The 25,384-nt window shown below is 37.4% G+C and carries 27 protein-coding genes and 1 pseudogene; 11 read left to right on the top strand and 17 right to left on the bottom strand.

The features are described 5' to 3' along the window. Positions 1 to 106: 106 nt before the first annotated feature. Positions 107 to 460 (top strand): YnfA family protein, encoded by a 354-nt coding sequence (locus tag FTT70_RS09230; protein ID WP_004973443.1) that lies wholly within the window; start codon positions 107 to 109, stop codon positions 458 to 460. Between the two features lie 75 nt (positions 461 to 535). Here FTT70_RS09230 and FTT70_RS09225 read toward each other — a convergent pair whose 3' ends face one another. The 3 genes from FTT70_RS09225 to FTT70_RS09215 all read right to left on the bottom strand — a co-directional run bounded on the left by FTT70_RS09225 (position 536) and on the right by FTT70_RS09215 (position 2,856). Then, a complete protein-coding gene (locus tag FTT70_RS09225; protein ID WP_257229390.1) occupies positions 536 to 1,033 on the bottom strand; it encodes a hypothetical protein in 498 nt (165 codons plus the stop codon). A 139-nt stretch (positions 1,034 to 1,172) separates the two neighbouring features. Continuing rightward, a complete protein-coding gene (gene argF / locus FTT70_RS09220; RefSeq protein WP_004973455.1) occupies positions 1,173 to 2,093 on the bottom strand; it encodes an ornithine carbamoyltransferase in 921 nt (306 codons plus the stop codon). 112 nt (positions 2,094 to 2,205) lie between these two features. After that, the gene (locus FTT70_RS09215; protein WP_180168548.1) at positions 2,206 to 2,856 is read right to left on the bottom strand and encodes a TetR/AcrR family transcriptional regulator; all 651 of its coding nucleotides are present in this window, start codon (positions 2,854 to 2,856) and stop codon (positions 2,206 to 2,208) included. A gap of 337 nt (positions 2,857 to 3,193) precedes the next feature. Here FTT70_RS09215 and prpB point away from each other — a divergent pair, with 337 nt between their 5' ends. The 4 genes from prpB to FTT70_RS09195 all read left to right on the top strand — a co-directional run bounded on the left by prpB (position 3,194) and on the right by FTT70_RS09195 (position 6,020). Beyond that, positions 3,194 to 4,078, top strand: coding sequence for a methylisocitrate lyase (gene prpB / locus FTT70_RS09210; RefSeq protein ID WP_004973459.1), 885 nt, complete (start codon positions 3,194 to 3,196; stop codon positions 4,076 to 4,078). Positions 4,079 to 4,082: 4 nt separating this feature from the next. Beyond that, complete coding sequence (prpC, locus tag FTT70_RS09205) at positions 4,083 to 5,219, top strand: 2-methylcitrate synthase (protein ID WP_004973461.1); 1,137 nt, start codon at positions 4,083 to 4,085, stop codon at positions 5,217 to 5,219. Between the two features lie 298 nt (positions 5,220 to 5,517). Continuing rightward, complete coding sequence (locus FTT70_RS09200; protein WP_004973462.1) at positions 5,518 to 5,739, top strand: hypothetical protein; 222 nt, start codon at positions 5,518 to 5,520, stop codon at positions 5,737 to 5,739. Between the two features lie 5 nt (positions 5,740 to 5,744). Next, positions 5,745 to 6,020, top strand: coding sequence for a type II toxin-antitoxin system RelE/ParE family toxin (locus FTT70_RS09195; protein WP_004973465.1), 276 nt, complete (start codon positions 5,745 to 5,747; stop codon positions 6,018 to 6,020). 7 nt (positions 6,021 to 6,027) lie between these two features. On the opposite strand, the gene FTT70_RS09190 is transcribed toward FTT70_RS09195, so the two are convergent. Continuing rightward, positions 6,028 to 6,522 carry a CinA family protein gene (locus FTT70_RS09190; RefSeq protein WP_096901591.1) on the bottom strand — a complete coding sequence of 165 codons (495 nt, stop codon included), beginning with the start codon at positions 6,520 to 6,522 and terminating at the stop codon, positions 6,028 to 6,030. Between the two features lie 212 nt (positions 6,523 to 6,734). On the opposite strand from FTT70_RS09190, the gene FTT70_RS09185 reads away from it, so the two are divergent. Both FTT70_RS09185 and FTT70_RS09180 read left to right on the top strand, forming a co-directional pair. Next, complete coding sequence (locus FTT70_RS09185) at positions 6,735 to 6,965, top strand: hypothetical protein (RefSeq protein ID WP_026438431.1); 231 nt, start codon at positions 6,735 to 6,737, stop codon at positions 6,963 to 6,965. Positions 6,966 to 7,494: 529 nt separating this feature from the next. Beyond that, positions 7,495 to 7,656: a hypothetical protein gene (locus FTT70_RS09180; protein WP_004973471.1), complete on the top strand. Its 162-nt coding sequence runs from the start codon at positions 7,495 to 7,497 to the stop codon at positions 7,654 to 7,656. Between the two features lie 490 nt (positions 7,657 to 8,146). Here the strand turns inward: FTT70_RS09180 and FTT70_RS09175 are convergent, their stop codons facing one another. Genes FTT70_RS09175 through FTT70_RS09160 form a run of 4 tightly spaced genes read right to left on the bottom strand, consistent with a single transcriptional unit; the run spans position 8,147 to position 9,551 of the window. Next, complete coding sequence (locus FTT70_RS09175; RefSeq protein WP_158660382.1) at positions 8,147 to 8,284, bottom strand: hypothetical protein; 138 nt, start codon at positions 8,282 to 8,284, stop codon at positions 8,147 to 8,149. A gap of 43 nt (positions 8,285 to 8,327) precedes the next feature. Further along, a complete protein-coding gene (locus FTT70_RS09170) occupies positions 8,328 to 8,777 on the bottom strand; it encodes a hypothetical protein (RefSeq protein ID WP_096901592.1) in 450 nt (149 codons plus the stop codon). Positions 8,778 to 8,796: 19 nt separating this feature from the next. Further along, entirely contained in the window at positions 8,797 to 9,192 is a 396-nt protein-coding gene (locus tag FTT70_RS09165; protein ID WP_180009214.1) for a hypothetical protein, read from the bottom strand. 5 nt (positions 9,193 to 9,197) lie between these two features. Further along, positions 9,198 to 9,551 (bottom strand): hypothetical protein, encoded by a 354-nt coding sequence (locus tag FTT70_RS09160; RefSeq protein WP_180062597.1) that lies wholly within the window; start codon positions 9,549 to 9,551, stop codon positions 9,198 to 9,200. Positions 9,552 to 9,816: 265 nt separating this feature from the next. On the opposite strand from FTT70_RS09160, the gene FTT70_RS09155 reads away from it, so the two are divergent. From FTT70_RS09155 to FTT70_RS09145, 3 genes and pseudogenes are all read left to right on the top strand, one after another. Continuing rightward, positions 9,817 to 10,122, top strand: coding sequence for a DUF4298 domain-containing protein (locus FTT70_RS09155; RefSeq protein ID WP_154320729.1), 306 nt, complete (start codon positions 9,817 to 9,819; stop codon positions 10,120 to 10,122). A 237-nt stretch (positions 10,123 to 10,359) separates the two neighbouring features. Further along, positions 10,360 to 10,560 (top strand): annotated as a pseudogene (locus FTT70_RS09150) (I78 family peptidase inhibitor); the annotation flags it as partial. Between the two features lie 188 nt (positions 10,561 to 10,748). After that, a complete protein-coding gene (locus FTT70_RS09145; RefSeq protein ID WP_180168553.1) occupies positions 10,749 to 11,930 on the top strand; it encodes an MFS transporter in 1,182 nt (393 codons plus the stop codon). Positions 11,931 to 12,013: 83 nt separating this feature from the next. Here the strand turns inward: FTT70_RS09145 and FTT70_RS09140 are convergent, their stop codons facing one another. Then, the gene (locus FTT70_RS09140; RefSeq protein ID WP_131261947.1) at positions 12,014 to 13,504 is read right to left on the bottom strand and encodes an amidase; all 1,491 of its coding nucleotides are present in this window, start codon (positions 13,502 to 13,504) and stop codon (positions 12,014 to 12,016) included. Between the two features lie 51 nt (positions 13,505 to 13,555). Next, a complete protein-coding gene (locus tag FTT70_RS09135) occupies positions 13,556 to 14,833 on the bottom strand; it encodes a GGDEF domain-containing protein (protein ID WP_242756599.1) in 1,278 nt (425 codons plus the stop codon). 386 nt (positions 14,834 to 15,219) lie between these two features. On the opposite strand from FTT70_RS09135, the gene FTT70_RS09130 reads away from it, so the two are divergent. After that, a complete protein-coding gene (locus FTT70_RS09130) occupies positions 15,220 to 15,702 on the top strand; it encodes a hypothetical protein (RefSeq protein WP_180168547.1) in 483 nt (160 codons plus the stop codon). Positions 15,703 to 16,198: 496 nt separating this feature from the next. Here the strand turns inward: FTT70_RS09130 and FTT70_RS09125 are convergent, their stop codons facing one another. The 7 genes from FTT70_RS09125 to plsB all read right to left on the bottom strand — a co-directional run bounded on the left by FTT70_RS09125 (position 16,199) and on the right by plsB (position 25,279). Then, positions 16,199 to 17,485 (bottom strand): mechanosensitive ion channel family protein, encoded by a 1,287-nt coding sequence (locus tag FTT70_RS09125; protein ID WP_180009210.1) that lies wholly within the window; start codon positions 17,483 to 17,485, stop codon positions 16,199 to 16,201. A gap of 273 nt (positions 17,486 to 17,758) precedes the next feature. Next, complete coding sequence (locus tag FTT70_RS09120; protein ID WP_180168546.1) at positions 17,759 to 18,292, bottom strand: DUF2058 domain-containing protein; 534 nt, start codon at positions 18,290 to 18,292, stop codon at positions 17,759 to 17,761. A gap of 15 nt (positions 18,293 to 18,307) precedes the next feature. Next, positions 18,308 to 18,982, bottom strand: coding sequence for a YoaK family protein (locus FTT70_RS09115; RefSeq protein WP_131261946.1), 675 nt, complete (start codon positions 18,980 to 18,982; stop codon positions 18,308 to 18,310). A gap of 37 nt (positions 18,983 to 19,019) precedes the next feature. Continuing rightward, on the bottom strand, positions 19,020 to 20,216 hold the full coding sequence (gene sstT, locus FTT70_RS09110; RefSeq protein ID WP_180168545.1) for a serine/threonine transporter SstT: 1,197 nt from the start codon (positions 20,214 to 20,216) through the stop codon (positions 19,020 to 19,022). A gap of 212 nt (positions 20,217 to 20,428) precedes the next feature. Then, entirely contained in the window at positions 20,429 to 22,153 is a 1,725-nt protein-coding gene (locus FTT70_RS09105) for a SulP family inorganic anion transporter (RefSeq protein ID WP_180168544.1), read from the bottom strand. Between the two features lie 118 nt (positions 22,154 to 22,271). After that, positions 22,272 to 22,583 carry a metalloregulator ArsR/SmtB family transcription factor gene (locus FTT70_RS09100; protein ID WP_004973501.1) on the bottom strand — a complete coding sequence of 104 codons (312 nt, stop codon included), beginning with the start codon at positions 22,581 to 22,583 and terminating at the stop codon, positions 22,272 to 22,274. A 191-nt stretch (positions 22,584 to 22,774) separates the two neighbouring features. Further along, positions 22,775 to 25,279, bottom strand: coding sequence for a glycerol-3-phosphate 1-O-acyltransferase PlsB (plsB, locus tag FTT70_RS09095; RefSeq protein WP_180168543.1), 2,505 nt, complete (start codon positions 25,277 to 25,279; stop codon positions 22,775 to 22,777). Positions 25,280 to 25,384 lie beyond the last annotated feature (105 nt).

The following is a 25,384-nucleotide window of genomic DNA, read 5'->3' as shown; positions in this document are numbered from 1 at the left end:
ATTTGAATTTTGAAAATAACCCATGTTGAACATGGGTTATTTTTTATGAATTCGCAGATGCGTGAACTTGAATCGTTACTGCTAAAAGAGAGACCACACAGGATTTATGGATTTTCAGATCACTAAAATTGCCAGCACAACGTTCTTGTTTTTTGTTACGGCAGTTATGGAAATATTAGGCTGTTATTTTCCTTATTTGATTTTAAATCAGGGGAAATCACAGTGGTTATGGCTGCCAACAATTTTAGCCTTAGCGGCTTTTGTGTGGTTATTGACTCTACATCCTGCGGCATCGGGGCGAATTTATGCGGCTTATGGTGGTATTTATATTTGTACAGCCTTGATTTGGTTAAAGTATGTAGATCAAGTCAATTTAACACGTTGGGATATGTTCGGTGGAATGATAGTAGTTTTAGGCGCATTGATCATTATTTTACAACCGCAAGGTTTAATACGTTAGGTTATATTTGGGTTTACGCATTAAACCTTAGGCATTAAATCTTAAAGCTGAGGTTGTTTTAGTTTTAAATACAGTTTAGTCTGCTTTAAATTGGCACTCGCTATTTGCCAATTGCACATTAAACTGGGTTTTTTCTGCACTGAGTTTTAAGTTCAATACATAGGGATTTACCCGTTGGAACTGATGCTCAAAAATAGATTCACAATTATGAATTAAGTTTTGTTTAATCATATTTTTGACATTGTTATAACCCGTACTTTCTACAAACTGCGTGAAGTCAGGTGAAATAATCATGCCATGAATATTGATTTTTTTGTCTGTCGCCGTACTTTGTTCAATCACTGTATTTTGATCGACCTGATAAGGCATGGTACGAGAATCTTCATCGCTAATGACATCTAAAATTTCATTTAATGCAGCAACATTTTGAATTTTATAATCTGCACTTAAAATCTTTTGTTGGACTAAATATTGATCTAATTCACTGGCTTTGGCATAGAGTGAAGCACTCGCGATCAGTGTAGTGGTGCACAGCGTAATTGTAGCAAGTGTTTTATAAATCATATTGTTCATCTAGGCTCTTTTAGAAATTTTAGAAAAATAGACCATAACTCAAGATTATAGCGAGCCAAATAAAAAAACAGCACCTTTTGGTGCTGTTTGTAACAAAACTCATCAAAGTTTTGCGAATATTTAAGACGGGTTTTAAAGCTTAGTCTTTTTTAAGATTTTCATTCAATAAAAACTCAACCAATGCTTTTTGAGCATGTAAGCGATTTTCTGCTTCATCCCACACTACAGCATTTTTGTGATCGAGCATATTTTCAGAAATTTCTTCACCACGGTGCGCAGGTAAGCAGTGCATAAATAAACAATCAGGATGTGCTAAATCCATCAAGCGTTCATTCACTTGATAGTCTGCAAACGCTTTTTCACGGATTTTTTGTTCTTCTTCCTGTCCCATGCTTGCCCATACATCGGTCACAATTAGGTCAGCATTCACTGCTGCATCTTCAGCAGAATCGACCAATTCTACGCAGTGTGCAAATTCAGACAGGAAACGCTGTTCTGGCTCATAACCTTTTGGTGTAGCAATTTTTAAATTAAAGCCCCACATGTGTGCTGCTTCAATATATGAGTTACACATATTGTTGCCATCACCAATCCACGCCACAGTTTTACCTTCAATTGAACCACGGTGTTCAACATAGGTTTGCATGTCTGCAAGGAGTTGGCATGGGTGATGATCGTCAGTTAAGGCATTGATCACAGGAACTTTAGAATAAGAAGCAAAGCGTTCTACAATGTCGTGACCAAAGGTACGAATCATCACAATATCAAGCATACTTGAAATGACGCGAGCAGAATCTTCAATTGGCTCACCGCGACCTAATTGCGTGTCACGTGATGATAAGAAGATTGCGCTACCACCAAACTGACTCATGCCAGCTTCAAACGATACACGGGTTCGGGTGCTGGATTTTTCAAAAATCATACCCATGACTTTGCCAGGAAAAGGCTGGAAAACTTCATTGTTATGCTGTTTACGCTTGAGCTCAATGGCGCGTTGCAAAATTTGATTCAGTTCTAAAGTCGATAAATCGCGTAATGTTAGAAAGTGACGTAGAGCCATTCGTTACTCCACAATAATTGCTGAATGAGAAAAAACAACAATTAGTTGTTGGTTGGTTAAGTGAAAAAGGGAATCGGCTAATATACTATAGGATGCAGAAATTGCAAAAAATCTAAGCTTTTTGATGAGCGTCTAGAAAGCGATCTACACAATAACTTACATAATTGGTTGTTTCTTGTTCTGTTTCTTGTTTTGGAATACCCATGATGATACGCCATTCAAAATTTCTTAAAATACCGAAATACAGTTGTGCAGAATAAATAGGCTGTTCACAGCAAATTAAACCTTGCTGACTGGCATGTTCCAATACTTTGGCAATACAAAGTTGCACATGCAAAGGGCCGCGCTCATGTATGTGTAAGGCAATATCAGGATTGCGCTGACTTTGCTCTATTACCAGACGCATAAAGGCTGCATTTTCTGGTTCCAAAATATGATGATAAAAATTCAATAAGGTTTGAATCAAATAACCACGTAAATTTGAATCAATTTGTTCAAAGGGAATGTGAATATCCTGAAAAAATTTATCACGGCGATAATCACAAATAGCTTTGAATAACCCTTCTTTATTGCCAAAGTATTTATAGATCGACGCTTTAGAACCGCCTGCGTGTTGCACAATATCATCTAAGGATACGGCATCGTAACCACGCTCTAAAAATAGCTCAGTTGCACTGACTAATAACGCTACACATCGCTCATGACCACGCTTGGTTGGTGGTATATCTTTACCTAAAGGAGCGAAATGGGCGAGTTCGTGCATATTGAGTAAAAAATCATCAATTAAATAGAAGGGAGATTGTCATTATAACAAATATATGTACAGCGTGCTGTGTCGAAGTGTACTTGCACATGGCATGATTTGAGCTGAAAAAGCCATATTTTTAGAAAATAGTTTAAATTTTGCTTATTTAGTGTACTAAAAAGCTGTGTTTATCAAAAATAAAGAATAACCAACATCACGAAAATTTATTGTGCAATAGATTTGAAAATTATTTGACTAAAGTTTTAGAGTATAGATTCTAAAAAGCCATGGCGTGATCTCGCATTCTCGATATACTCGAATCTCGAAAAATATAGTAAGAAAAGCGGAAAGGAAGATGACAGAACAAACATCTGCGGGCTTAAGATTCAGACAAGCCTTGGAAGTCGAAAAGCCATTACAAATTATCGGCACGGTAAATGCTTATGCTGCCATGATGGCAAAACAAGTGGGCTATAAAGCCATTTATTTATCTGGTGCAGGTGTTGCCAACTATTCTTACGGTTTACCTGACTTGGGCATGACCAGTTTAGACAACGTCTTGGAAGATGTACGTCGTATTACTGAGCGTGTTGATACACCATTATTGGTGGATATTGACACAGGTTGGGGCGGTGCATTCAATATTGCCCGCAGTATTAAACAAATGATTGCTGCGGGTGCTGCTGCAGTTCATATTGAAGATCAGGTTGCACAAAAGCGTTGTGGACATCGTCCAAACAAAGAAATTGTAACCCAGCAAGAAATGGTTGATCGTATTAAAGCGGCTGTTGATGCGAAAACCGATTCAAACTTTGTAGTCATGGCACGTACTGATGCCTTGCAAAAAGAAGGTTTACAGGCGGTTATTGACCGTGCTTGCGCATGTGTGGAAGCGGGTGCAGATGCAATTTTTGCAGAAGCTATGACTGATATTACCATGTATAAAACTGTATGTGATGCCGTAGGTGTACCTGTATTGGCAAACATTACCGAGTTTGGTGATACCCCTTATTACACCACTGAAGAATTGGCTGAGCAGGGCATTCGCATGGTGTTGTATCCACTTTCACCAACTCGTGCTATGCAAAAAGCAGCACTTGAAGTGATGCAATCCATTCGTAAAGATGGCACGCAAGTGAATGTCTTAGACAAAATGCAACAACGTAAAGAATTATACGAATTCCTTGATTATCATACTTTTGAAAATACATTAGACAAGCTGTTCAAACAGGAGAATTAAAAAAATGGCTGAAGGAAAAGTACTCACAGGCGCAGGATTGCGTGGACAAGTGGCAGGTAAAACCTCACTCTCAACTGTTGGTAAAAGTGGCGCGGGCTTAACTTACCGTGGTTATGATGTGCAAGACTTGGCAGAAAACTGTCAGTTTGAAGAAGTTGCATACTTGATTTTCTTTGGTGAATTGCCGACTTCAGAGCAATTGGCTGCCTATAAAGCAAAATTGAAATCTTTACGTGCATTGCCTCAAGCACTCAAAGAAGTGCTTGAGCGTATTCCTGCAGATTCACACCCAATGGATGTGATGCGTACAGGTGTTTCAATGCTAGGTAACTTAGAAACCGAACAGTCATTTGAACAGCAACAAGATGTAGCAGACCGCATCTTGGCGACTTTGCCAGCTATTATTTGCTACTGGTATCGTTATAGCCACGATGGCGTGCGTATTGAAGAAAATACGGATGATGATTCAATTGGCGCACAATTCCTGCATTTATTACGTGGTGAAAAACCAAATGAATTGCATGAACAAGTCATGAATGTGTCATTAATTTTGTATGCAGAGCATGAGTTCAACGCATCAACATTTACAGCACGTGTTTGCGCATCAACTTTGTCTGACATGCATTCATGTATTACAGGCGCGATTGGTTCATTACGTGGCCCATTACACGGTGGCGCGAATGAAGCAGCGATGGAAATGATTGAAAATTGGACATCGCCAGAAGAAGCTGAACGTGAAATGCTAGGCAAGTTGGAACGTAAAGAAAAGATCATGGGCTTTGGTCATGCGATTTATAAAGACAATGATCCACGTAACGGCATCATCAAAATCTGGTCTGAGCGTTTAGCGCAAGATGTAGGTGATACAGTACTTTATCCTGTATCGGTGCGTTGTGAAGAAGTGATGTGGCGTGAGAAGAAATTATTCTGTAATGCTGACTTCTTCCATGCGTCTGCGTATCACTTTATGGGTATTGCGACCAAACTATTTACACCAATCTTTGTGATGAGCCGTGTAACAGGTTGGGCAGCACACGTGATGGAACAGCGTGCAGATAACCGTATTATCCGCCCAAGTGCAGATTATACAGGCCCAGAATTGCGTAAAGTTGTACCAATTGCAGAGCGTTCGGCTGCTTAATTGGTTGTCTAAAAAGCTGTACCGTGCATGAACATCATGTGATGCAGCAGTTTAAGCTGAAGATAAGGTTTCATTGTTAAGCAATGGAACCTTATTTTTTTTGAGGTTTGGATGAGGGTAGTCAAAAATACAATGAGTAATTATTGAAGCGTTAGAGAATTAAAAAAGATCGGGCGTACGATAGCGCATTTTTAAATATTTGATCATAAAAGAAGGTTGTTGTATTTTGTTTCTTAAGGTTGTAAATGGTTGCATGATTGGCTAAAATTTATTCCATAATTAATATGAGGAAAAAGCAATGTCACATGTAGCAGTTAAAATCGACAGCGATATTGTTGAATCAGCAAAGATTTACGGGATGGCTGAAAGTAGAAGTGCAACTAAACAAATTGAGTACTGGGCTAAAATTGGAAAAATCGCACAAGACAATCCCGATTTAACTTTTCAAGATATAGCAGATTTGTTGCTTAGTATGGCGCATGTCAAAGCAGGGAATACAACACCATATAGCTTTGGTTGAGTTCAATGAATATACAACAAACTCCCTTATTTGAACGGACAGTGAAAAAACTAACCAAGCAGCAGAAAAAAGATGTTGATAATGCCGTAATAACCGTTTGGAATAATCCTGATATCGGAGAAGCTAAAGTGGGGGATTTAGCAGGAGTATTTGTTTATAAATTTAAAATGGACAAACAGCTTGTGCTACTGGCTTACTCTGTGAGTGATGACGAAATCATGACACTCTATCTTTTAAAATTGGGCAGTCATGAGAATTTTTATAGAGACTTAAAAAGATAGGTTTACTTCAGGGTGCAGTACAAGTGTTTGTATCTTGCATTAGATCAATCAGGTCTTGAGCGACTAACAGAGTGAGCTGTTCTAGTCGTTGTAATGGATTGCCATCTAAAAAATATTTGTACTGAAAAGTTTGCTGCTGATAATGAATGGCGATAAAAAATGTCCCTACAGGTTTTTCTGGTGTGGCACTGCCGCCTGGTTTCAGTAACCCTGTGCATGCCACAATAAAATCTGCATGTTGAAATAGTTTTTTGCCTTGAACTGCCATGGCTTGTGTGACTTCTGCGGATTCAGCGGTATAGGTGGCAATTAAGTCACTATTCACATGCAAAATCTCACGTTTAATGCTTGGGTCGTAACTGACTAATCCACCAAGTAAAATATTGGCACCGCTATTTTTATAAATAGAAAACTGACTACATAAGTAACCTGAGCTGGCACTTTCGATAAAAGCCACAGTCTGTTGGCGTTGTTCAAGTATGGCACAGCATTGTTTGAGCATGATAAATCTGCAAGTGAATAGAATAAGTTGCTCAAGTGTACTGAATTTTGTCGACTTGTGCGAAAAAACATCAAAAAGTGAAATGCTAAAATAAGAATGTTCACGATTTAACTGCCTATAAATACAGCAAAATTTACAATTATAGGTTTAATCGTGGCATGAACGGTGATACAAATAAAAGTAAAGCAAAAAGTAATAAAAAGGATGCTGTGATGAAAACAACGGTGAAATATATCGTTTTAAAAAGTTTGGACTATCAACTTGGTACATCATTATTTGAGGATGAAATTGATGCTGATGCACAATATTTTGACCAAATTCCAAGCATTATTGAATATCAAAACTTGCGCTTTAAAGTCGTGAGTAAAGAACAAAAGCGTTTACAACTGATTGAGGAAAATGAGGAGCATCAAACCATCATTGTCAGAGTTCTGGTGATTTAAAGTCATTTCAATCTAAATTAAACAGAGCTTCCATATAATAGCAGACTGGTTGAGCACCAGTGGAGCGTATCGAAGTTGGTGCTTTTTGGCCGCTAGATGAAAAAAATTGTATTTCACATCACAAGAAAAATTGAAGAATTGATTAAAAATGCCAACTATGTCACATATTTGTGTTGGTGTTTTTATCGATTAGCATTTTTCAAACAGGCTTGTAATGCCTTAAATAAGTTTATGTTTTTTAGGTTAATTTTTTATTTTAACTGACTTCTAAATGGGATAGAGAAAATTAATTAAAAACATCTTAAAAATATAATCAGGACAGATAGAAAAAATATAATTGAATTTTAACGTATTTTTTGAATATGTCTTACATTTTATTTTTTATTATATTGTTAAATAATAAAGTGTTTTTCTTAGATAAAATTAAAAAAACAGTGTATTTTCTTTATTAGAATTGAGCATTTTTGTTATTGCTGTGTATAGTCCTTGCATCTCACAATAGTGAGGAAGTTTAAAGGGGCTAAATATAATGAATCATAATGCAATTATCATGATGACGCTGATCATTTTAGCTGTGGGATTTTCTCTAGGCATTTATGTGTATTTTGAACAAAAGAGAAAGCAAAATGAAGAAATTCAGCTGATCATTACAGAAGCAAGACAGGGTCTAGTAGAGTTAGATCGGAAATAATAAATCTAGGTGTAAATCGTATACTTCGATGCGGATCCAATGGGATATGTTAAAGGTGAAAAATAGACTTAAAAAAGTAATTTTATGCCACTGTTTGTCGGTCAGATGACGATAAAATAAATGAACGAAACATAGCTGTAGTTTCTTAGTTTTCCCACATTCCCATGTGGGATTTTTTTTGTCTAAAATTTAGACTAGCGCAGTATTTATTAAGATAAGTCATTATTTTTATGTACAAAAGTGACCTTTATTATAAAGATCAAAATAAGGTGCATATTCCTGCATAAACCTACCACCTATTCCTATTCGTTCCCTACCACTCATTCCTATTCCAAGTCGGCCACTTAGGGTTTATTCAGTAATAGAATTACAAGAAGAATGAACCTCATAAAAAGTATTCAAATGCCAATATTGCACAACAGCGCTACTTATATCATTTAGCGATGAACTGATTTACGATTACGTTCGATGATCGATTAAAAAATCGAACTTACACAAAATAATTTACAGGCTCTAAAATACGTTTAGTACTTTTAGCAGTATCAATAACAATACCACCACCTTTCTTCGCAACCGTTACCATCCCTGTACTAATCGCTGCTGAAAGACCATTGAGTGCTGTTGTCATCTCCTAATTTTGGTGGGTATTTAGCCTTATCGACTACAGCCCCTTAATTAATTACTTCAAGAAAATCATCTATTAAATTGAGTAAATCTAGACTTTTACATTTAGAAAAAATTACCTTATTTACAATGTTATCTTTGTATTCAAAAAAATGATCTTCATATAAAAACCAAGTAAAATAAATAGTATTATTATTCCTTGCTGCCCTTTTACTGAAATCATCAAAGGTTTCTTCTAAAGTGATTCTGTAATTCTCAGATAATAAACCTTTAGGATAGAAAAATTTTTTACAATTTTCATCATTTATCACATTGCTATAATAGTAATTATCATTTAGTAAGTTTTTTAGTGAATTTATAAAGCTAGTCACATAAGTAGGAGAGTCTAAAGTTCCTAGATACTCCCCCTCAATACATAAACGCAATGGGATGAAATTACTATTCTGATAATTTCCATCAAACTCTATAAAAACTTGATCGTTTCCAATTCTATTCATTTGCTATCTACCATTTTTATCAAGTCAGAAGGGACATCAGAAATCTTGATATTTCGTTCCTTTCCTGAGGACGTAATACCTTTTGTCGAACCATTCCAATGGAAATTGCCATTACCATCATCTTGAAACCTATGATAAATGACCTTCCCATCTTTATTTTCAATTGCCCATCTATTTTTGGATCACTATCAATTTTTACACTGTTTTCCCATAATTTTACATGATTGTCAGGAATTATTGCTTTAGTAGAGTTATAAGGCATATTTCCATCTTTCAAGTCATGATGTCCTGGATTTTCATAATATTGTGTTTCAACATTAATAACTTTATCTTTAGTTGATGGCTTGGTGCCTTCGACTATGTAATTACCAATAGTATTATTACTTTCGTCCTTATGTATGCCTAAAATCAGCAAAAAATCTATTTTTTAAATTCAGTAATATTAATAGGCTGATCTTTGACTAACTCAAGTACTCCTTCACCACCTTTAAAGTGAATAGATACACCATCATCATTGCTCAGTAAAATACCGCTACCAGATACAGCACGTTTTAAATGATAAACTGTGTCTGAATTATCTACCATTTCTGCAGTTTCAAAATTATCTGAAGATTTTAATTCAATGGTTAAATCTTTTGGGCCATTAAAATAAATAACTTGTGTTTCTGCAGGTGCATTACTTTGTACTTTTTCTTGGCTCACTTCATTATTTAAATTTGAGTTACATCCCATTAAACCGAATGCAAGTAATGTTGCCCCTAAAATATATTTCATTTTTGTACCTTTTCTAAAAAATTGAAGCAAACTTATACTAATGACTTTAACTTTTGATAAAAAGATGGAATTACACTTTTATACTAAATTTTACTGAAAGTAATGAAGCTAAAGTTGACTAAATAAATCAGGAATTGTCTTCTTTAAAAATTAATGCAAAAAAATATAGCAATATATGTTTCTTTAAATAAAACCTACATACACTCACATTCCTTGATCTTGAATTATTGTACGCTCATGTCATCTTAATTTTTGAATTTCAGCTATGAGTAAAAATAAAATGTACGATGCTCAGGTTTTACAGCAACAATATGAGCAATGGCATGATTTACATCGACAGATGCGAGAAGCGCAGCAAAAATGGCAAGCTGCAGAAAAGCTCTGGCAAGAATTACAGGCCTATTATCAAAGTGAACAATGGCTTGAGGACTATGAAAATGCGCCTGAACTTAGCTGCCGCGAAGGGGAATATTCTATATTATCGCAAGATACGCTATGGAATGCTTTAGAAGAGCGTCGCCAACATGCAATTGATTGGATGAAACTGAGTTTAAGTGTGATTGAGAATTAAACTTAATCCAAACTTACATCTAATTTATTTTGATCAATAAAACTATCATCACAGTTTTATTCAGTAAATTTACTGCATATTTAATCAGTTATGTTATTTTGAGTTGGTTTGAAGAAATTAAAAACGAGTATCAACATGAAAAAGTTATATAGTGTTTTGGCTGTTTTAAGTGTGGCAACTTTAGCTGCGTGTAGTAATCAGCCTATCAATGAACAAACTCAGGTGCCACAGACCATGCAAAATTGTGTCCCAGAATCTGCTGCGCAGTTAGTTGGTAAAACAGGTTTGACTGAAACACAAATTAAAGCGCTTACCCGAGCTGAAATTGTGAGAATGGTTACACCAGGTCAGCCTGTAACAATGGATTATCGTATGAATCGCGTCACTGTGGTGGTCGATCCGAAAACTAAAATTATTCTACAAGCTTCTTGCGGCTAAACAATTTTAAGAAATTTTCTCAATATTACCCTGAAAATTTGATCTGATTTTCAGGGTTTTTCGTTTTAATCAGCCAATCACTCAAAATTAAAGTACTACAGTGTTAATATATCGGTTGTCTTAAAATTTTAGATCAGGTTAGAAATGCACTTATTTATGTGTTTGAAAAATCAAGGAAATATACATTGATGCAAGCCTTGAATATATCGACACGTTTAGGTGGATTCTACTTTTTCTACTATGCAATTGTTGGGACGTTTTTGCCTTTTTGGAGCCTGTACTTAGAAGATCAAGGCTTTAATTATCAGGAAATTGGTGTTTTATCTTCCATTGCCATTTTAACGCGCTTTTTCGCGCCTTTTATTTGGGGATGGATTGCCGATAAATCAGGCAAACGGATGCTTTTGGTACGCATCGCAACTTGGATGGAAGCCAGCATTTGGTTGCTGATTTTTATTGTTCCGAATAGCTTTCAGTCTGTTGTATTACTCATGCTGATTTTTAGCTTTTTCCAAAATGCAATTTTGGCACAATTTGAAGGCGTGACTTTGTTTTGGTTGGGCGAGAAACGTGCAGAACTCTATGGCAAAGTGCGAAAATGGGGTTCTATAGGCTTTATTGTCGGGGTTTTTGGCATAGGTGCTATTTTAGAAATTATACCAATCTCCATGTTACCGATGTTGCTACTCAGTATTTCTTTACTGGCATTTCTATGGTCGTTCAGTATTCAAGAACCAAGCACCGCACCCATTGCACAAAAACAACTTGAACCCTTATTGCCCATTTTAAAGCGCCCAGTGGTCTATTCATTTTTTATTATTGAATTGATTTTGCTGTTTTCGCATGCACCATTTTATAGTTTTTATAGTAATTTTTTAAGTCAGGCAGGATTTAGCACAAGTCAGATCGGTTTATTGTGGTCTGTCGGGGTGGTTGCTGAAATCATTATGTTTGCCTATGCGAGTTTGTTTTTAAAGCGTTGGTCTTGGCGTTCACTGGTTGCCGTATGTTTAATTTTAACAGGCTTACGTTGGGTGATAGTTGGTTTATTTCCATCCATATTTTTTGCACATTTTTTTGCACAAAGCATCCATGCCTTTAGTTTTGGATTATTTCATATCATTGCCATGCGGGTGATTTTTCAAAACTTTTCTGCAGGGCAACAAGGTCGTGGGCAAGCACTTTACAGTACCATGTGGGGTTTAGGTGTTGCACTGGGGAGTATTTTGGCAGGGCATTATTGGGATATTGTTTCAGGCGAATGGATTTTTATTTTTGCAGGATTATCTACACTCGTTGGTCTGTGTTTTATTTGGGGATTGCCAAAGCAATTAGAATCGCAGTCAATGTCGAGTGATACCAAAGCCTAGTTGGTAATAGCGTTCTTTTATCAAAAATAGAAGCAAGCAACGTTGGATTAGCATAGTTTGCTTGCTTCTTACTCATTGCTACATCAAATACGGATTTTAGCGTATTGATGCCACCACGGTTGAGCCGTTTCAAGTTGTGCAGCCAGTTGTAAAAGCACATCTTCACGTGCAAAAGGCGCAATAAACTGCGAACCCAATGGTAAGTTATCTTTATTCCAATACAATGGCACAGACATTGCTGGCAGCCCAGTAATATTGGCAAGTTGAGTAAATGGCACCCATTTTAGGTTTTCTTTGACAATGCGATCGACCAATTTACCTTGCGCTAACCAATGTGCTTTACCTGCATGTAATAGTGTTTTTAAAATTGGTTTTTGCCATGCAGGAGTTTTAACTTCGCCATTTTTTGGTGCAACTGAGGCAGTTGCAGGGATGAGGTATAAATCATAACGCTCAAAGAATTGATTCATTTGCGCGACATATACCCCCCAATTATTCAAATTACGAATGTAATCTACTGACGTGGTTTTTGCGCCAAAGGCAGCCAAAGCCAAAGAGTCGAGCTCAAAATTATCGGAATGATTTGGCAGGCGAGTTTGAATTTCAGCAATTAAATAAGCAAATTGGCTAAACCATGTGGTAATAAAATCTTTGGCCAATTGCATACCATCAATAGCCGGACGGTCTTCAACAACTTCATGCCCTAAAGATTCTAAAAGCTGTACGGTTTTTTGAATGGCATTGATCGCATCTTGTGAAACAGCTGTACCAATCGGAGATTGGGTCGAATATGCGATTCTTAATTTTTTTGGCGCTTGCTGAATTGCATCTAAATAACTGCGTTCAGGAGCTTCAATTTTGAAAAGTGAATGACCATCTGCGCCATGCGTTGCATCGAGCATTGCCGCACTGTCACGTACACTTTTACTTAAAATATGTTGCATCGCTGCACCATGCATGGCTTCACTGAGTTGTGGCCCCCACGGGGTGCGTCCACGACTTGGTTTTAAACCAAACAAACCACAGTAAGACGCAGGAATACGAATTGAACCACCGCCATCACTTGCCCCTGCAATCGGCACAATACCTGCCGCAACTGCAGACGCAGAACCACCAGAAGAACCACCACTATTGTGTTTCAAATTCCATGGATTTTTACATGCACCCCAAGCATCTGGCTCGGTTATCCCTTTAATCCCAAATTCAGGCGTGTTGGTACGTCCAAAGGTAACGATTCCGCTATTTTCCCAACGATTTACAATTTCTGCATTTTGTTCTGCAAGATGATGCGCACGTTTTAAACCCTGACAACCAAATGAAGTCGGATAGCCTGCATATTGTTGAAATAAGTCTTTGACTAAAAAGGGCACACCTGCAAATGGGCCTGTTAATTTTGTTTGTGTGCGCTGCCGTGCATGTTCATGCATAGGAATAATAATGGCATTTAATTGTGGATTGGTTTGTTCAGCACGTTGTAACGCAATATCTAATAATTCTGAGGCCTGAACATCCTTTTTGGCAACCAGCTCTGCCAAGCCTAAAGCATCATATTGGAGGTATTCTGCAAGTTTCATTTCAATCCTGAAAATCTGTATTGTCAAATTGATGTTGTATGCTATTTTTGTTTAAGAAGCAAGAATGACCCGATTACGACCTTGCATTTTTGCCTGATATAGCGCCTGATCTGCCTGAATAATTAAATCTTGTAAAGGGAGATTGGTGGGTAAGTGTGTATGTGACACGCCCATGCTTACTGTAAAATGAATGGGTTCAAGGTTTTCTAAATTTAACGCTTGATGTTCAATACACATACGAATACGTTCTGCAATGCGTTGAGTTTTATTTAAGTTATTATTGTTCAGCAAAATAATGAACTCTTCACCACCAATGCGACAAAATAAATCGTGATCACGTAAATTGCTTTTAACGATGTTAGAGAGATGTTGCAAAGCACGGTCACCGACATAATGCCCATATTGATCATTCATTTTTTTAAAATCGTCGATATCTAACATAATTAAAGACAATGAATGATTGTTTTTATGCTTTAAAGCTTTTTCACTTAACTGAGTAAAACTACGGCGGTTCAGTGTTTCGGTTAAACTGTCATGATTTGCCAAATACAATACTTCTCTATACAACTGATTTCGGTTTTGGCTAATCACACATAAAATTAACGTGGCAAGACCTAAAATAATTAAACCCACACGAATAGAAATAATGGTGGTTAAATAACTCGAATTCACTTGATCTATAAACAAGCCTGTGACGCTGTGATACAGAGTTAAACAGACCAAGCTATTAATCAGTGCCAAATTAAAAAGTTGATAGCTGGCAGCTGCCCAAATTAATGCAGCCAATGGATACAACAATGCACCTGGTCCATAAAAAATATGGGTGCAGGCGATAGAGATCAGTAATGCAAAAAAGGGCAAGATATCCTGAATTTGAGTTTCTTTAGCATATTGATTATTTATAAGTTTTTTGAATTTAGACCAGCCTGGGGCAGCCAAAATTAAAGGTAAGACAATTACCGCATTTAAAATTTCACCAGACCACCAAGTAAAAAAATCAATCCAACGATTTTCTTTTAACATAAAGGTGTGCGGCAAATTTGGCAGCAGAAGAATGGCAAATAAAGCCCCAAAGAAACAGCCTAAAGTTACAGCAATAATATGTGGATATAGCTCTGACACATTATTATTGCTCGCTGGAAGTTTAGCGCGGGCAAAATTAAAGAAAAACAACCCACTAAAAACAGCTACAAAGTTGGAAAGCGTTAAACCTAGCGTCATCAGGAAAGTATTGTCTGTGACCAAATCGGCGCCCATATAGCCAAAAAAAGCACCCAAAATTCCACCAAAACTGTTTAAAGATGGAAAGCGAATGAGTAGCCCCAACAAGAGGGCGTTGCTTGGCCAAAAAAAAGAAAAGTAGCTAAGTGGGCGAGTAAAAATACCCAATAAACAAGAAAAAAATACCACAACGGCTAGCAGTCCAAAGGCAAATATTTGCTTTTGAGTCGAAGATATAGTTTGCGGTATGCTAAAGTTTTGCAAGTACTAAACTCACTTTTGCAATGGGTTGATAATTAAGAAAAAAACTTGAATGAGTGTGACGTTCACAACAGAAAGGCGATCATATCAAATAACCATTACCTACAAAGTCGATTAAATGTAAACTAAGTCACATTTTCGTTAAATAAAATTGTTGTCTTATGTTTATGCTTGCAGATTTGGATTAAAAATATGCTAAGTTGTCTAAACGGTTTATATCTTTAAATAAATGTATGAAAAAAATATATCTAACCACAGTTTTAAGCTTATGTTCTGTCTGCGCGATTGCGAATGAAAATACAACAATAGATTCAGCCAAGTTAACGCCAGTAGCAGCAGAAACGACCAATAAATTTCGTGTGGTGACTCGTCCAGAAATTGTGGGGCTGTGGGGCATGCAAATCCCAAATAATCGTAAATGTATTGAATATTACAACTTTAAAAGTAATAGCGATGTGGTGATTAAAAGCGGTCAAGAATGGTCTGCAGGTGTATATGATTATCAACCTTCACAAGACCCTGCAAATTCGTTACCGGCTTTAATTTTGCAAGTTAAATATGACAATAATGAAGTGGATTGTTCTGGTTATCATGAAGACCAAACAGGCGATATTTCACAATATTTTGTAAAATGGAAAAATGCGCACACCATTAATTTCTGTAGTAATGAAAAAGCAGAACAATGTTTTGCGACGTTGTACCGCGTCCTGCCTTAAACTTTTCATTATTTGGTCTATTAGAGATCTTTTATAAACTCGTACCCCTCATCCTGTAGCGCGTGTATTGATCATCTAGAGCGCTAAAGCACAAAAGTAGTGAATTTCAATCTTTCATTAGACGAATTATTGATGATCATTTTTCGAATCCAGAATCAATTAACAAGAGCGACACATTTTAGTGAGTTGAAAAGTTAGGTGAATTCTTAGAATCATTAGACTTTTTCAACCGGCAATGACCTTATTACATAAATTTGGAGCAAGCTGTGATTTAAAGGTTTGAGGAAATTTAAATATAATTAAAACATAGTGTTAGATATTTGTTTCAACAAAGCTCTTACAAATAAGACTTTATTTTCTCTTATTCATATACGAGTGTACGAGTGTACGAGTGCATTTTAATTTAATGAAAATTTTATCGTCTTGCTGAAAATAAAAACGGCTACCGAGCCATGCAAGAATTTTTGCAACACATGGCTCGGTAGTAAATTCACAATTATGCCTCGTCAATTTCTACAGGATTTAGACTTTTGGCAGAGCTTGCTTTAAATGGTGCGCCAATTTGCTTTAAATCTGAACCTGATGGTGCTTGATACACTTTTAAGCCAAACTCAGGAATAATCGCCAGCAAATGATCAAAAATATCGGATTGAATACTTTCATAATCTTTCCATGCAGTGGTTTTGGTAAAGGCATAAATTTCTAGCGGTAAACCTTCACTGCTTGGCTGTAGTTGGCGAATAATCAATGACTGAGATTGATTAATGCCAGGATGCTGTTTCAGATAAAATTCAACATAGGCACGGAACGTCCCTAAATTGGTTAAACGGCGTTGGTTGTATTGTGATTGATTTGCTAACTGCTGATTAAACTGCTCAATTTCTTCATTTTTGCTATGTAAATATTGATCCAATAACAAAAACTCTTTAAGTTTGCTTTGTTCATGTTCAGTCATAAAGTGCACAGAACTTTGATCAATTAAAATGGCACGTTTAATACGTCGGGCACCAGCTTCCTGCATGCCACGCCAGTTTTTAAAGGTATCGGTAATGAGTTTATTGGTTGGAATAGTGGTCAGGGTTTTATCCCAGTTTTGCACGGTGACTGTATGTAATGACATATCAATGACATCACCATCGGCATTTAAAGAAGGCATTTCAATCCAGTCACCAATCCGTACCATATCGTAGGAAGAAATTTGTACCGAAGCCACTAGAGATAAAATGGTATTTTGGAAAACCAACATCAAAACAGCAGCCATCGCACCAAAACCTGCGAGTAAGGTAAACACATCTTTTTTCAGGAAAGTGCCTAAAATCATGAGGGCACAGACCACATAAATAATGAGTTTAACTAACTGCAAATAGCCCTTAATTGGCTTGTTGCGTGACTTAGGGTTGCGTTGATAGAACAGGTTAAAAATATTTAAAAATTCAGAAATTGCCAATGCAATGGTCAGGAATATAAAGGCTTGCGCACCCATTTGCACAAAGCTTTCTACTTTATCTGACAAATGCGGTACGGTGGTGATGCCGTTCATAATCACGACAGCTGGGACAATGTTGGCAATACGTCGGATGACACTATGCTGTGAAATAATTTCACTATTGGCAAAGGTCATTTTAGAAATCAGTTTGCGAATCCCGCGCACTACAATTTGCTTGGCAATAAAGTTGGCTAAAATTGCCAGTAGAATCACAATACTGAGTGAGGTCAGCATTTCTAACCAAGGGTATTGGTTATACCATTCCTGAATATTTTGAATAAAATTAAATTCTTGCAAAAGGTCCTCGCTTTAAGGTTGCTGATTTTCGTCTGCACGGCACTTAGAATTTTGGCCTGCAATTCACCTTAATTCTTCATTGATGTATGAAATTGTTAGATAGTGTATCGACTAAAGTTTAAATTTGAAGGCTGAGTAACTTTTTGCTACATTTCAATTATTTGTTTTTACTGAAAGTTTTCAATCAAGTTGCAGTCATAATAAAAAAGCCAGTACAGATACTGGCTTTGAATAGATACCTAGCATAAATATTTGCATAAATACTTGCGTGATCTACCACATTAAATCATCTGGAATCACATAGGCTGCGTATGGATCTTCTTCATCTGTCGTGGCTTCATTTTTCTCGGCATTATTGACAATAATAAAGCCTTCCATTTTGCTATTAATACGTTCAGCTAAAGCTTTAGGCAGGAACGCATAACTGTCATTTTCTTTGGCAATCACCAAACTACCTGCCACGAGTGCATTGTAAATTTGTTGATTGATATACACTTTTTTAATCTTGCCATCTAAAAACTGATAAGCCACTTCACCATCGGTATCACGAATTTTATGCTGCTGAATCATTTGCATAATTGCTGCTTTCAGTTCTTTTTCCTGTAAAGCGGCTTTCTTTTCTTGCTCAATAGCTTGGTCTTTGGCGAGTTTTTCTTGCTGTACCTGTGCAATTTTGGCTTTCACTTCAGCATCTTTACTTTCACCTGTGCGCTGTTCGTGTAAGGTTTGTTTAGACAGTTTTTTTGCTTTTTTATTATCCACTAAACCCGATTTGAGCAATTGTGCCTGTAGTGCATTTTTAACCATGATAATTTCCGAAACTTAATGTTGAAGATGTCGATAGCGAAAATAAATAATCCAATACACCAAACTCAAACTTAGGCTGAGTCCTGCAGGTACCAGAAAAGAATTCAGTTTAAATGTAGGATAAATGGCTGCAGCGAGTAATCCACCCACAAAGAAACCAATTAAAATCAGTAGGTGTAAAACAATACGCCTTTTTTCAACTTGTAAGCCCCGCACTCGATAACCGAGAGCTAAGCCTAAATCGGTCAATACCCCAGATAAATGTGTGGTGCGGATGATGGTGCCTTTATAGTAGCTGATCATGGCATTTTGTATGCCCATGGCAACCGATGCCCAAAGCAGGGCATAACGTGGGAAATAAGGCAATAATGCCCAGCAGATTAAAATAAAAAATGCCACCAAACTCATGGGCAAACCATAACGACGCCCTAAGCGAAAATTGCTATTTCCTAAAATGACGCCACTATAAAATGAGCCAATCACGTAGCACAAAATCACCAGAAACAAGAAAATCATAGCTTCTGGTTTCCAGTCGATTAGCGCCATCGCCAAGATACTGACGTTACCAGTCATGTGCGAAACGGACTGGTGCAGTACGGTCACCAATCCGAGTACGTTAATAATTCCAGCATTGACGGCTAGAAAAAAAGCACCAAATTGCACCCAAAGGGGTAAAGTTTGAAAAGGCATAATGAGTGATTGCGTAAGTTTCCTAACGCATTGTATCTTAACTCAAACCACGGTCAACCGCAGTAGTAAATAGCACATCGGTAGATGAGTTAAGCGCAGTTTCGGTTGAATCTTGCAATACGCTAATGACCATACCAATCGCAACAACTTGCATAGCAATATCTGAAGAAATACCAAATAAGCCACACGCTACAGGAATGAGCAGTAACGACCCGCCAGCAACGCCTGAAGCACCACATGCCGACACCGTTGCAACCACAGATAAAATCAGCATGGTGCTAAAATCGACAGAAATCGCTAAGGTATTTACTGCAGCTAAGGTCAAAACGGTAATGGTGACTGATGCGCCTGCCATATTAATTGCTGCACCTAAAGGAATTGCAACGCTTGCAGTCGACTCCTGTACGCCTAAACGCTTGGCTAAGTCTAAATTGACAGGGATATTGGCTGCAGAACTACGGGTAAAGAATGCGGTAATACCGCTTTCGCGTAAGCATTGAAAAACTAAAGGATAAGGATTGCTGCGGGTCACAAATGCCACCATGATTGGGTTGATGACTAACGCGACAAAGAACATCGTACCTAACAAGACTGCCAATAATTGAGCATAACTGGCTAAGGTGCTCAAGCCTGCATCGGCAAATGTCACGGCAACCAAGCCAAAAATACCGAAAGGTGCAAAGTTAATCACCAAGCGAATAACGCGATTGACTGCATTGGCTGCATCATTCAACAATGCTTTGGTGGACTCTGTAGCATGGCGGAAGGCAATCCCTAAAGCCACAGCCCAAGCCAAAATACCAATAAAGTTGGCTTCGGCAATGGCAACTACAGGGTTAGCAACAAAACTAAGTAAAAGGTTTTTCAAAATTTCAGCAAGACTACCCGGCGGTGTTAAATCTGCCTGTGTCGCAACATCTAAAAATAATGTACTTGGGAAAAGTGAGCTTGCAATGACCGCACTGAGCGCAGCCAAGAACATACCAATCGCATACATCAGCATAATCGGTTTGATATAAGCATTGCTGCTTCCAATTTTAAAATTGGCAATGGATGCCATGACCAAAATAAACACTAAAATTGGCGCAACAGACTTTAGGGCTTTAATAAATAAATCACCCAAAAGGCTTAAATAAGGCGCAGATTCTGGAAATAAAATTGCAACAGCCACACCGAGTACAATTGCAATCATAATTCGGGAGACTAAACTCAAACGCAAAAAAGCTGAAAACATACGAAAATAAGGTAAAAGAAAAGCGGCTATTTTATACTGAAATATCCATGTGCTTAAAAATAATTTTGATTTAAAAGTTAAGTCTATATTTTTAAAAGTGATATTTATTAAACTGTTTAAATTTCAGCAAGATAAAAGTACTCATTGATCAAAAAGTATGTGTGTTGAACATCCAGTTTTAAAGATAAAATTAAAGATCAATTTCTTGATCTTTAAGTCAGTTCAGGCGCAAGCTCTTGCATGGCTAAATAATGTGAAAAAAAAACTTTTCCATTTAAATGCTGCAAAAGTTTTGAGTGTTGTAATTTGTCCATTACCGGGCCTTTAATTTCAGAAAAATGCAGACAAATATTCAATTTTTTTAGTTCAAGATTTAAATCTTCCAGCATTTCGAGTGCGCTTAAATCAATACTGCTAATACTCGAACAATTCACCACTACATGCTTTAACTGAGGGTTTTGGCTGACTTGATTAATAAAAAAGCCTTTTAAAGTATTGGCATTTAAAAAGGTTAGATTTTCATCAATTCGCATGGATAGCACGTGTGGCGCGGTACGCACTTGATGCCGCTGAATATTACGAAAATGTTGTGTGCCTTCAAGTAAACCAATTACCGCAATATGTGGTCGGCTAATACGCCACAACATTAGAATAAAGGTGGACACAATTCCAATAATTAAACCTGTCGAAATATCAATCAATATGACGCCAAAGAACGTCACCCACATGGCTAGACCATCGGCTTTGGAATAACGCCAAGTTTCTTTAAAAGACTGAAACTCGACTAGTTTCCAAATTGAAACAATAATGGTTGCAGCCAAAACAGCCAGAGGTAAATCTTGGAAAAATCCCGTGAAGTATAAACTGACAATAACAATCACAATGGAGGTAAACACACCTGCCATGGGTGTTTTTGCACCTGCATCGGCATTCACGACGGTACGCGACAAACTGCCTGTGACGGGAAAAGAAGAGCTGACACCTGCGCCAAAATTGGCTAAACCGAGTGCAATGAGTTCCTGATTGCTATTTAAGTGACTGCGCTGTTGTAAGGCGGTGGCTTGTGCAATAGACAATGATTCTACAAAACTGATCATGGCAATCATGGCTGCGCCCGGAAGAAGCTGCAGAACGAGTTGTGTATTCCATTTAGGGAGATGAATAGGCGGGAATCCTGAAGGAATTTCTCCCACAGTTTTAATTCCGACTTGTTGCAAATGCAATGAATAAACCAAAGCAATCGAACCGATCACCAATACCAATGGCAAGGCTTTTAAGATAAAACCATTCCCTCGAACACGTTCACGAATGGCATTACTGTTGATGATTTTAGGGGCGTAAATTAGAAATAAAATGGCAGCAACACCCAAGAGCACGCTATAAAGATGGGTTTGTCCCACATATTGCCAAAAGCTGTATAAGAACTCGGGTAAGTTATTGGCTTTAAGGGGGATGTCTAAAAGAAATTTAAGCTGTCCAATCGCAATCATTAATGCAGAGGCAATAATGAAGCTTTTAATAACAGGATGGCTAATGAGTTGAATTAAAAAACCGAAACGAAAAACACCTAAAAGTAGTGAAATAATGCCGACCATCAGGGCAAGTAAACAAGCTGCTTGAATATAAGCTGCCGAGCCGACTTCAAATAAAGGATTGAGCGTCGCAAAGGTCATCATGGAAATAATGGCGACTGGGCCAATGGACAAGGTTGGGCTGCCACCAACCAAGGCGTACATGATCATGGGGATCACGCTCGCGTATAAACCCATGACAGGAGGCAAACCTGCAAGCATGGCATAGGCCATTCCTTGAGGTACCAACATGGCAATGACAATAAACGCAGACAGCAGATCAGATTTCAATGTTTCTGCATTGTATTTTCGCAGCCATTGCCAAGCAGGTAGTACACGAGCCAAACGTGAATTGAAATCTGACATACTGAAATCTAAATCATAAATTTAGATATATTATGAACAAAAAATGCTAAGAAGTCTTTGAAATAGCAGGAGAGTATTCAAGTTTTATGGTGATGCCTGATAATACAGGCATTATCATTTAGACCTGCGGGCAATAAAGTGCATAGAGGGTATTAAGTACCTGCACCATTTTTTCATCTTTAATTGAATAAAAAATTTGCTTGCCATCACGGCGGGTATTCACCACATCACTTTTACGCAGCATCATTAATTGTTGCGATAAAGTAGGCTGATGAATTTGAGTTATTTCTTCAATTTGCGATACGTTTAATTCTTGTTGAGATAAATGACAAAGAATTAAAAGACGGTCACTATTCGCCAAAGATTTTAAAATTCCAACAACGGTATCCGCAGATTCACGCATTGATGTGATTTCAAGACCATCGTTCATTGTTTTATTCTCTTAATTTACAGCTAACCCAATATATATTAGGCGGGAGTGGAAGATAAATTATATAACATAAATCATTATTTATATATGAGAACAAGTATCATTTAAGAAAAGATATCAGCCAATCATAAATAATGGGCTGATATTCTAATCAAAAAATTGATAAAAAAGTGGCTGAGTTACAATAAAACCTATTTTTTCACCTGTTCAAAACTTTTTAATTCTTTCTCACTAAATTCACTCGATGCAGCTAATAACTCGTGAATTTCTGGGTTATACCAAGCAAAGTATTCAGACATTTTGGCACTAAAAGTATCATCTAGGCTTATCTGCGCAGCATTGTGTTGCAACAAGGCTTGCTGATCTAAACTGCTGATAAAACTTTTTAAGGTGGCACTATCAAAATAATATGCAGACTTAAATTGTGCAGAATCTGCAGCGCGTTGTAATACGGTTTTGGTCATTTTTTCCAAAACTTTCAGATTTAAAGGGATGTGTGCGCTATAATGCTGCAAAAGCCCTTGAATCAATACGAAATTATTTAAACTTGGTTTTGCCAGTTCAGCTAAGGCATAGAGTTCATGCTGTGTAGCTGGGTTCGGCTGTAATTGCAGATTTGCTTCTGTAACCCAATTTTGCTGAATAAAGTACGCCACAATTTTTTCGATTTCTTGAGAAAGTTCTTGCGCCGTCCATGCCAAGAAAAACTCTTGCTTCAAATATGGATAAATCGCCTGCAGTTTTTGCATTAAATCTGCGCATGATAATGCTAAATTTTGTTCATTAAACTGCTGCACAATTAATGCTACACACGCAGGCAAAATAAAGCAGTGCAAAATATTATTGCTAAAATAGCTCAATAAGATTTTTTGGCTTTCTGCGACTCGAATCTGTTCTACACCATCTTGATTATAACGCTCAACTTGTTTAAGTTTTAGCGCATATTCAATAATTTCTTGTGGATTTAAACCCGTAATAATCATACGTGGGTCGTAGCACAATTGTTTGAGCAAACGTCGATATTGTTCAATTCGGGCGAGCAGCTCATCTTGTTTCAATGCATGCTGATCGGCATTTAATAAAATCAGAGAGATGAGGGCGATTGGGTTAATCACCACCGCTTTATTGATATTTTCCAAGATTGCATGCGCAGTATGATCTACCGTGTGAATCACAGAGGTCGGTAGTTCATCATTTATGTTCAGTTTTACATCGCGTGCTTGGTTGGCAGTTAAAACATCATCTAAAAATACAGGTTCGCCAAAGTTGACATAGACCTGACCAAAGACTTTTTCAATTTTACGGGCAGAGTTTAAAATACCCCATAAAGATTCGGCTTCTTTCGGTTTGCCGTTTAATTCATTTAAATAAGATGTGCCTTCAATCAGTTTTTCATAACCAAAATACGTTGGAATAAATGCAATTGGTTTGGTTGCTCCGCGTAAATGGCTTTGAATGGTCATCGACAACATGCCTTTTTTCGGCGGTAACAATAAACCTGTACGTGAGCGTCCACCTTCAATGAAGTATTCGAGTGGGGTGTTGCGTGACAATAAACTGTGTAAATATTCTTTAAATACCGAGGTGTATAATTCATTGCCGCTGAAAGTACGGCGAATAAAATACGCACCTGCACCACGCATTAATTGACCCACAATTGGTAAATTTAAATTAATACCTGCTGCAATATGCGGCACCATCAAGCCACGATTAAAAATCACATAAGACAGCAACAAATAGTCGATGTGGCTACGATGACAAGGGGTATAGACGATTTCATAGTCTTTGGCGAGTTCGCGTACCGTGTCAAAGTGATGCACTTCAATGCCATCATAGAGCTGTGTCCAAAGCTTGGTCAGTGCCAGTTCAGCAAAACGCAAAGTCGAATAAGAAAAGTCCGATACAATTTCAGTTAAATAGCTTTTAGCACGGTTTTCTGCTTCAAACATACTGACTTTTTGTTCGATACTTTCTTTACGAATAGCTTGTTGTACTGCTTCACTTTTCATCAACGCATGAATCAAATTACGGCGGTCAGATAAGTCTGGGCCTAAAATCGCTTCTTTGTGTTGATTAAAATTGTGTTCCAGATGTTGCTCAATAAAGTGCGCAGGCGATAAGTGTGGTTGTTGTTGTGTGGCTTGTTCAATAAGCTGACGTAAGGAAATTGCTTTATGAAACTCGATGTAGTTATCACGTGAATAGAGCGAAATATTAATGGTTTGTTTAAGCTTGTTTGGCGTAGACCATGCATCGGCAAATAATGCTTTAAACCAAGAGTCTTCGTATTCGGGTGAACGTCCCCAAAGTACAGTTACGGGAACTAACAACACATCATGTTCAGGATGTTGCTCTAAGGTTTCAATGAGTCGAATCAATTTAGCAGAGTAGTGATAAGCACTGTGCTGTGGGTTTTTCTCACGCAAGACCAAAATGGAATCGTCTTCCTGATGCTCGGCAATGTTTAAAGGCGCATACACAGAAGGTAAACCACGAGATTGCGTCTGCTGATCAATCAATACGGTATTGCTGAGAGAGGCATCTTGCAGCACATAACAAAATTGTGTTTTTTCAGAGCTTTGTGCAACACGATGTTCTAATTCTGCAGTCGTGCCTAATACTTGTGGCGTCACAATCTTATCTAAGATTTTTTTAGTGAAATTACGATAAAGCTGACTGTAACGTTTATTAGACATTGCATTCCCTACATTTTGTTATGTGTTGCTATTGTCAAAAAATAAATAGCGAATTTCAAACCCAAGTGCCGAGAAAATCGACAATTAAACTGAGGTCGTCATCTC

The sequence above is a fragment of the Acinetobacter sp. YH01003 genome, assembly GCF_013420525.1.
GTDB classification, from domain to species: Bacteria; Pseudomonadota; Gammaproteobacteria; order Pseudomonadales; family Moraxellaceae; genus Acinetobacter; species Acinetobacter towneri.
This window is presented reverse-complemented; position numbering and strand designations above follow the sequence as displayed.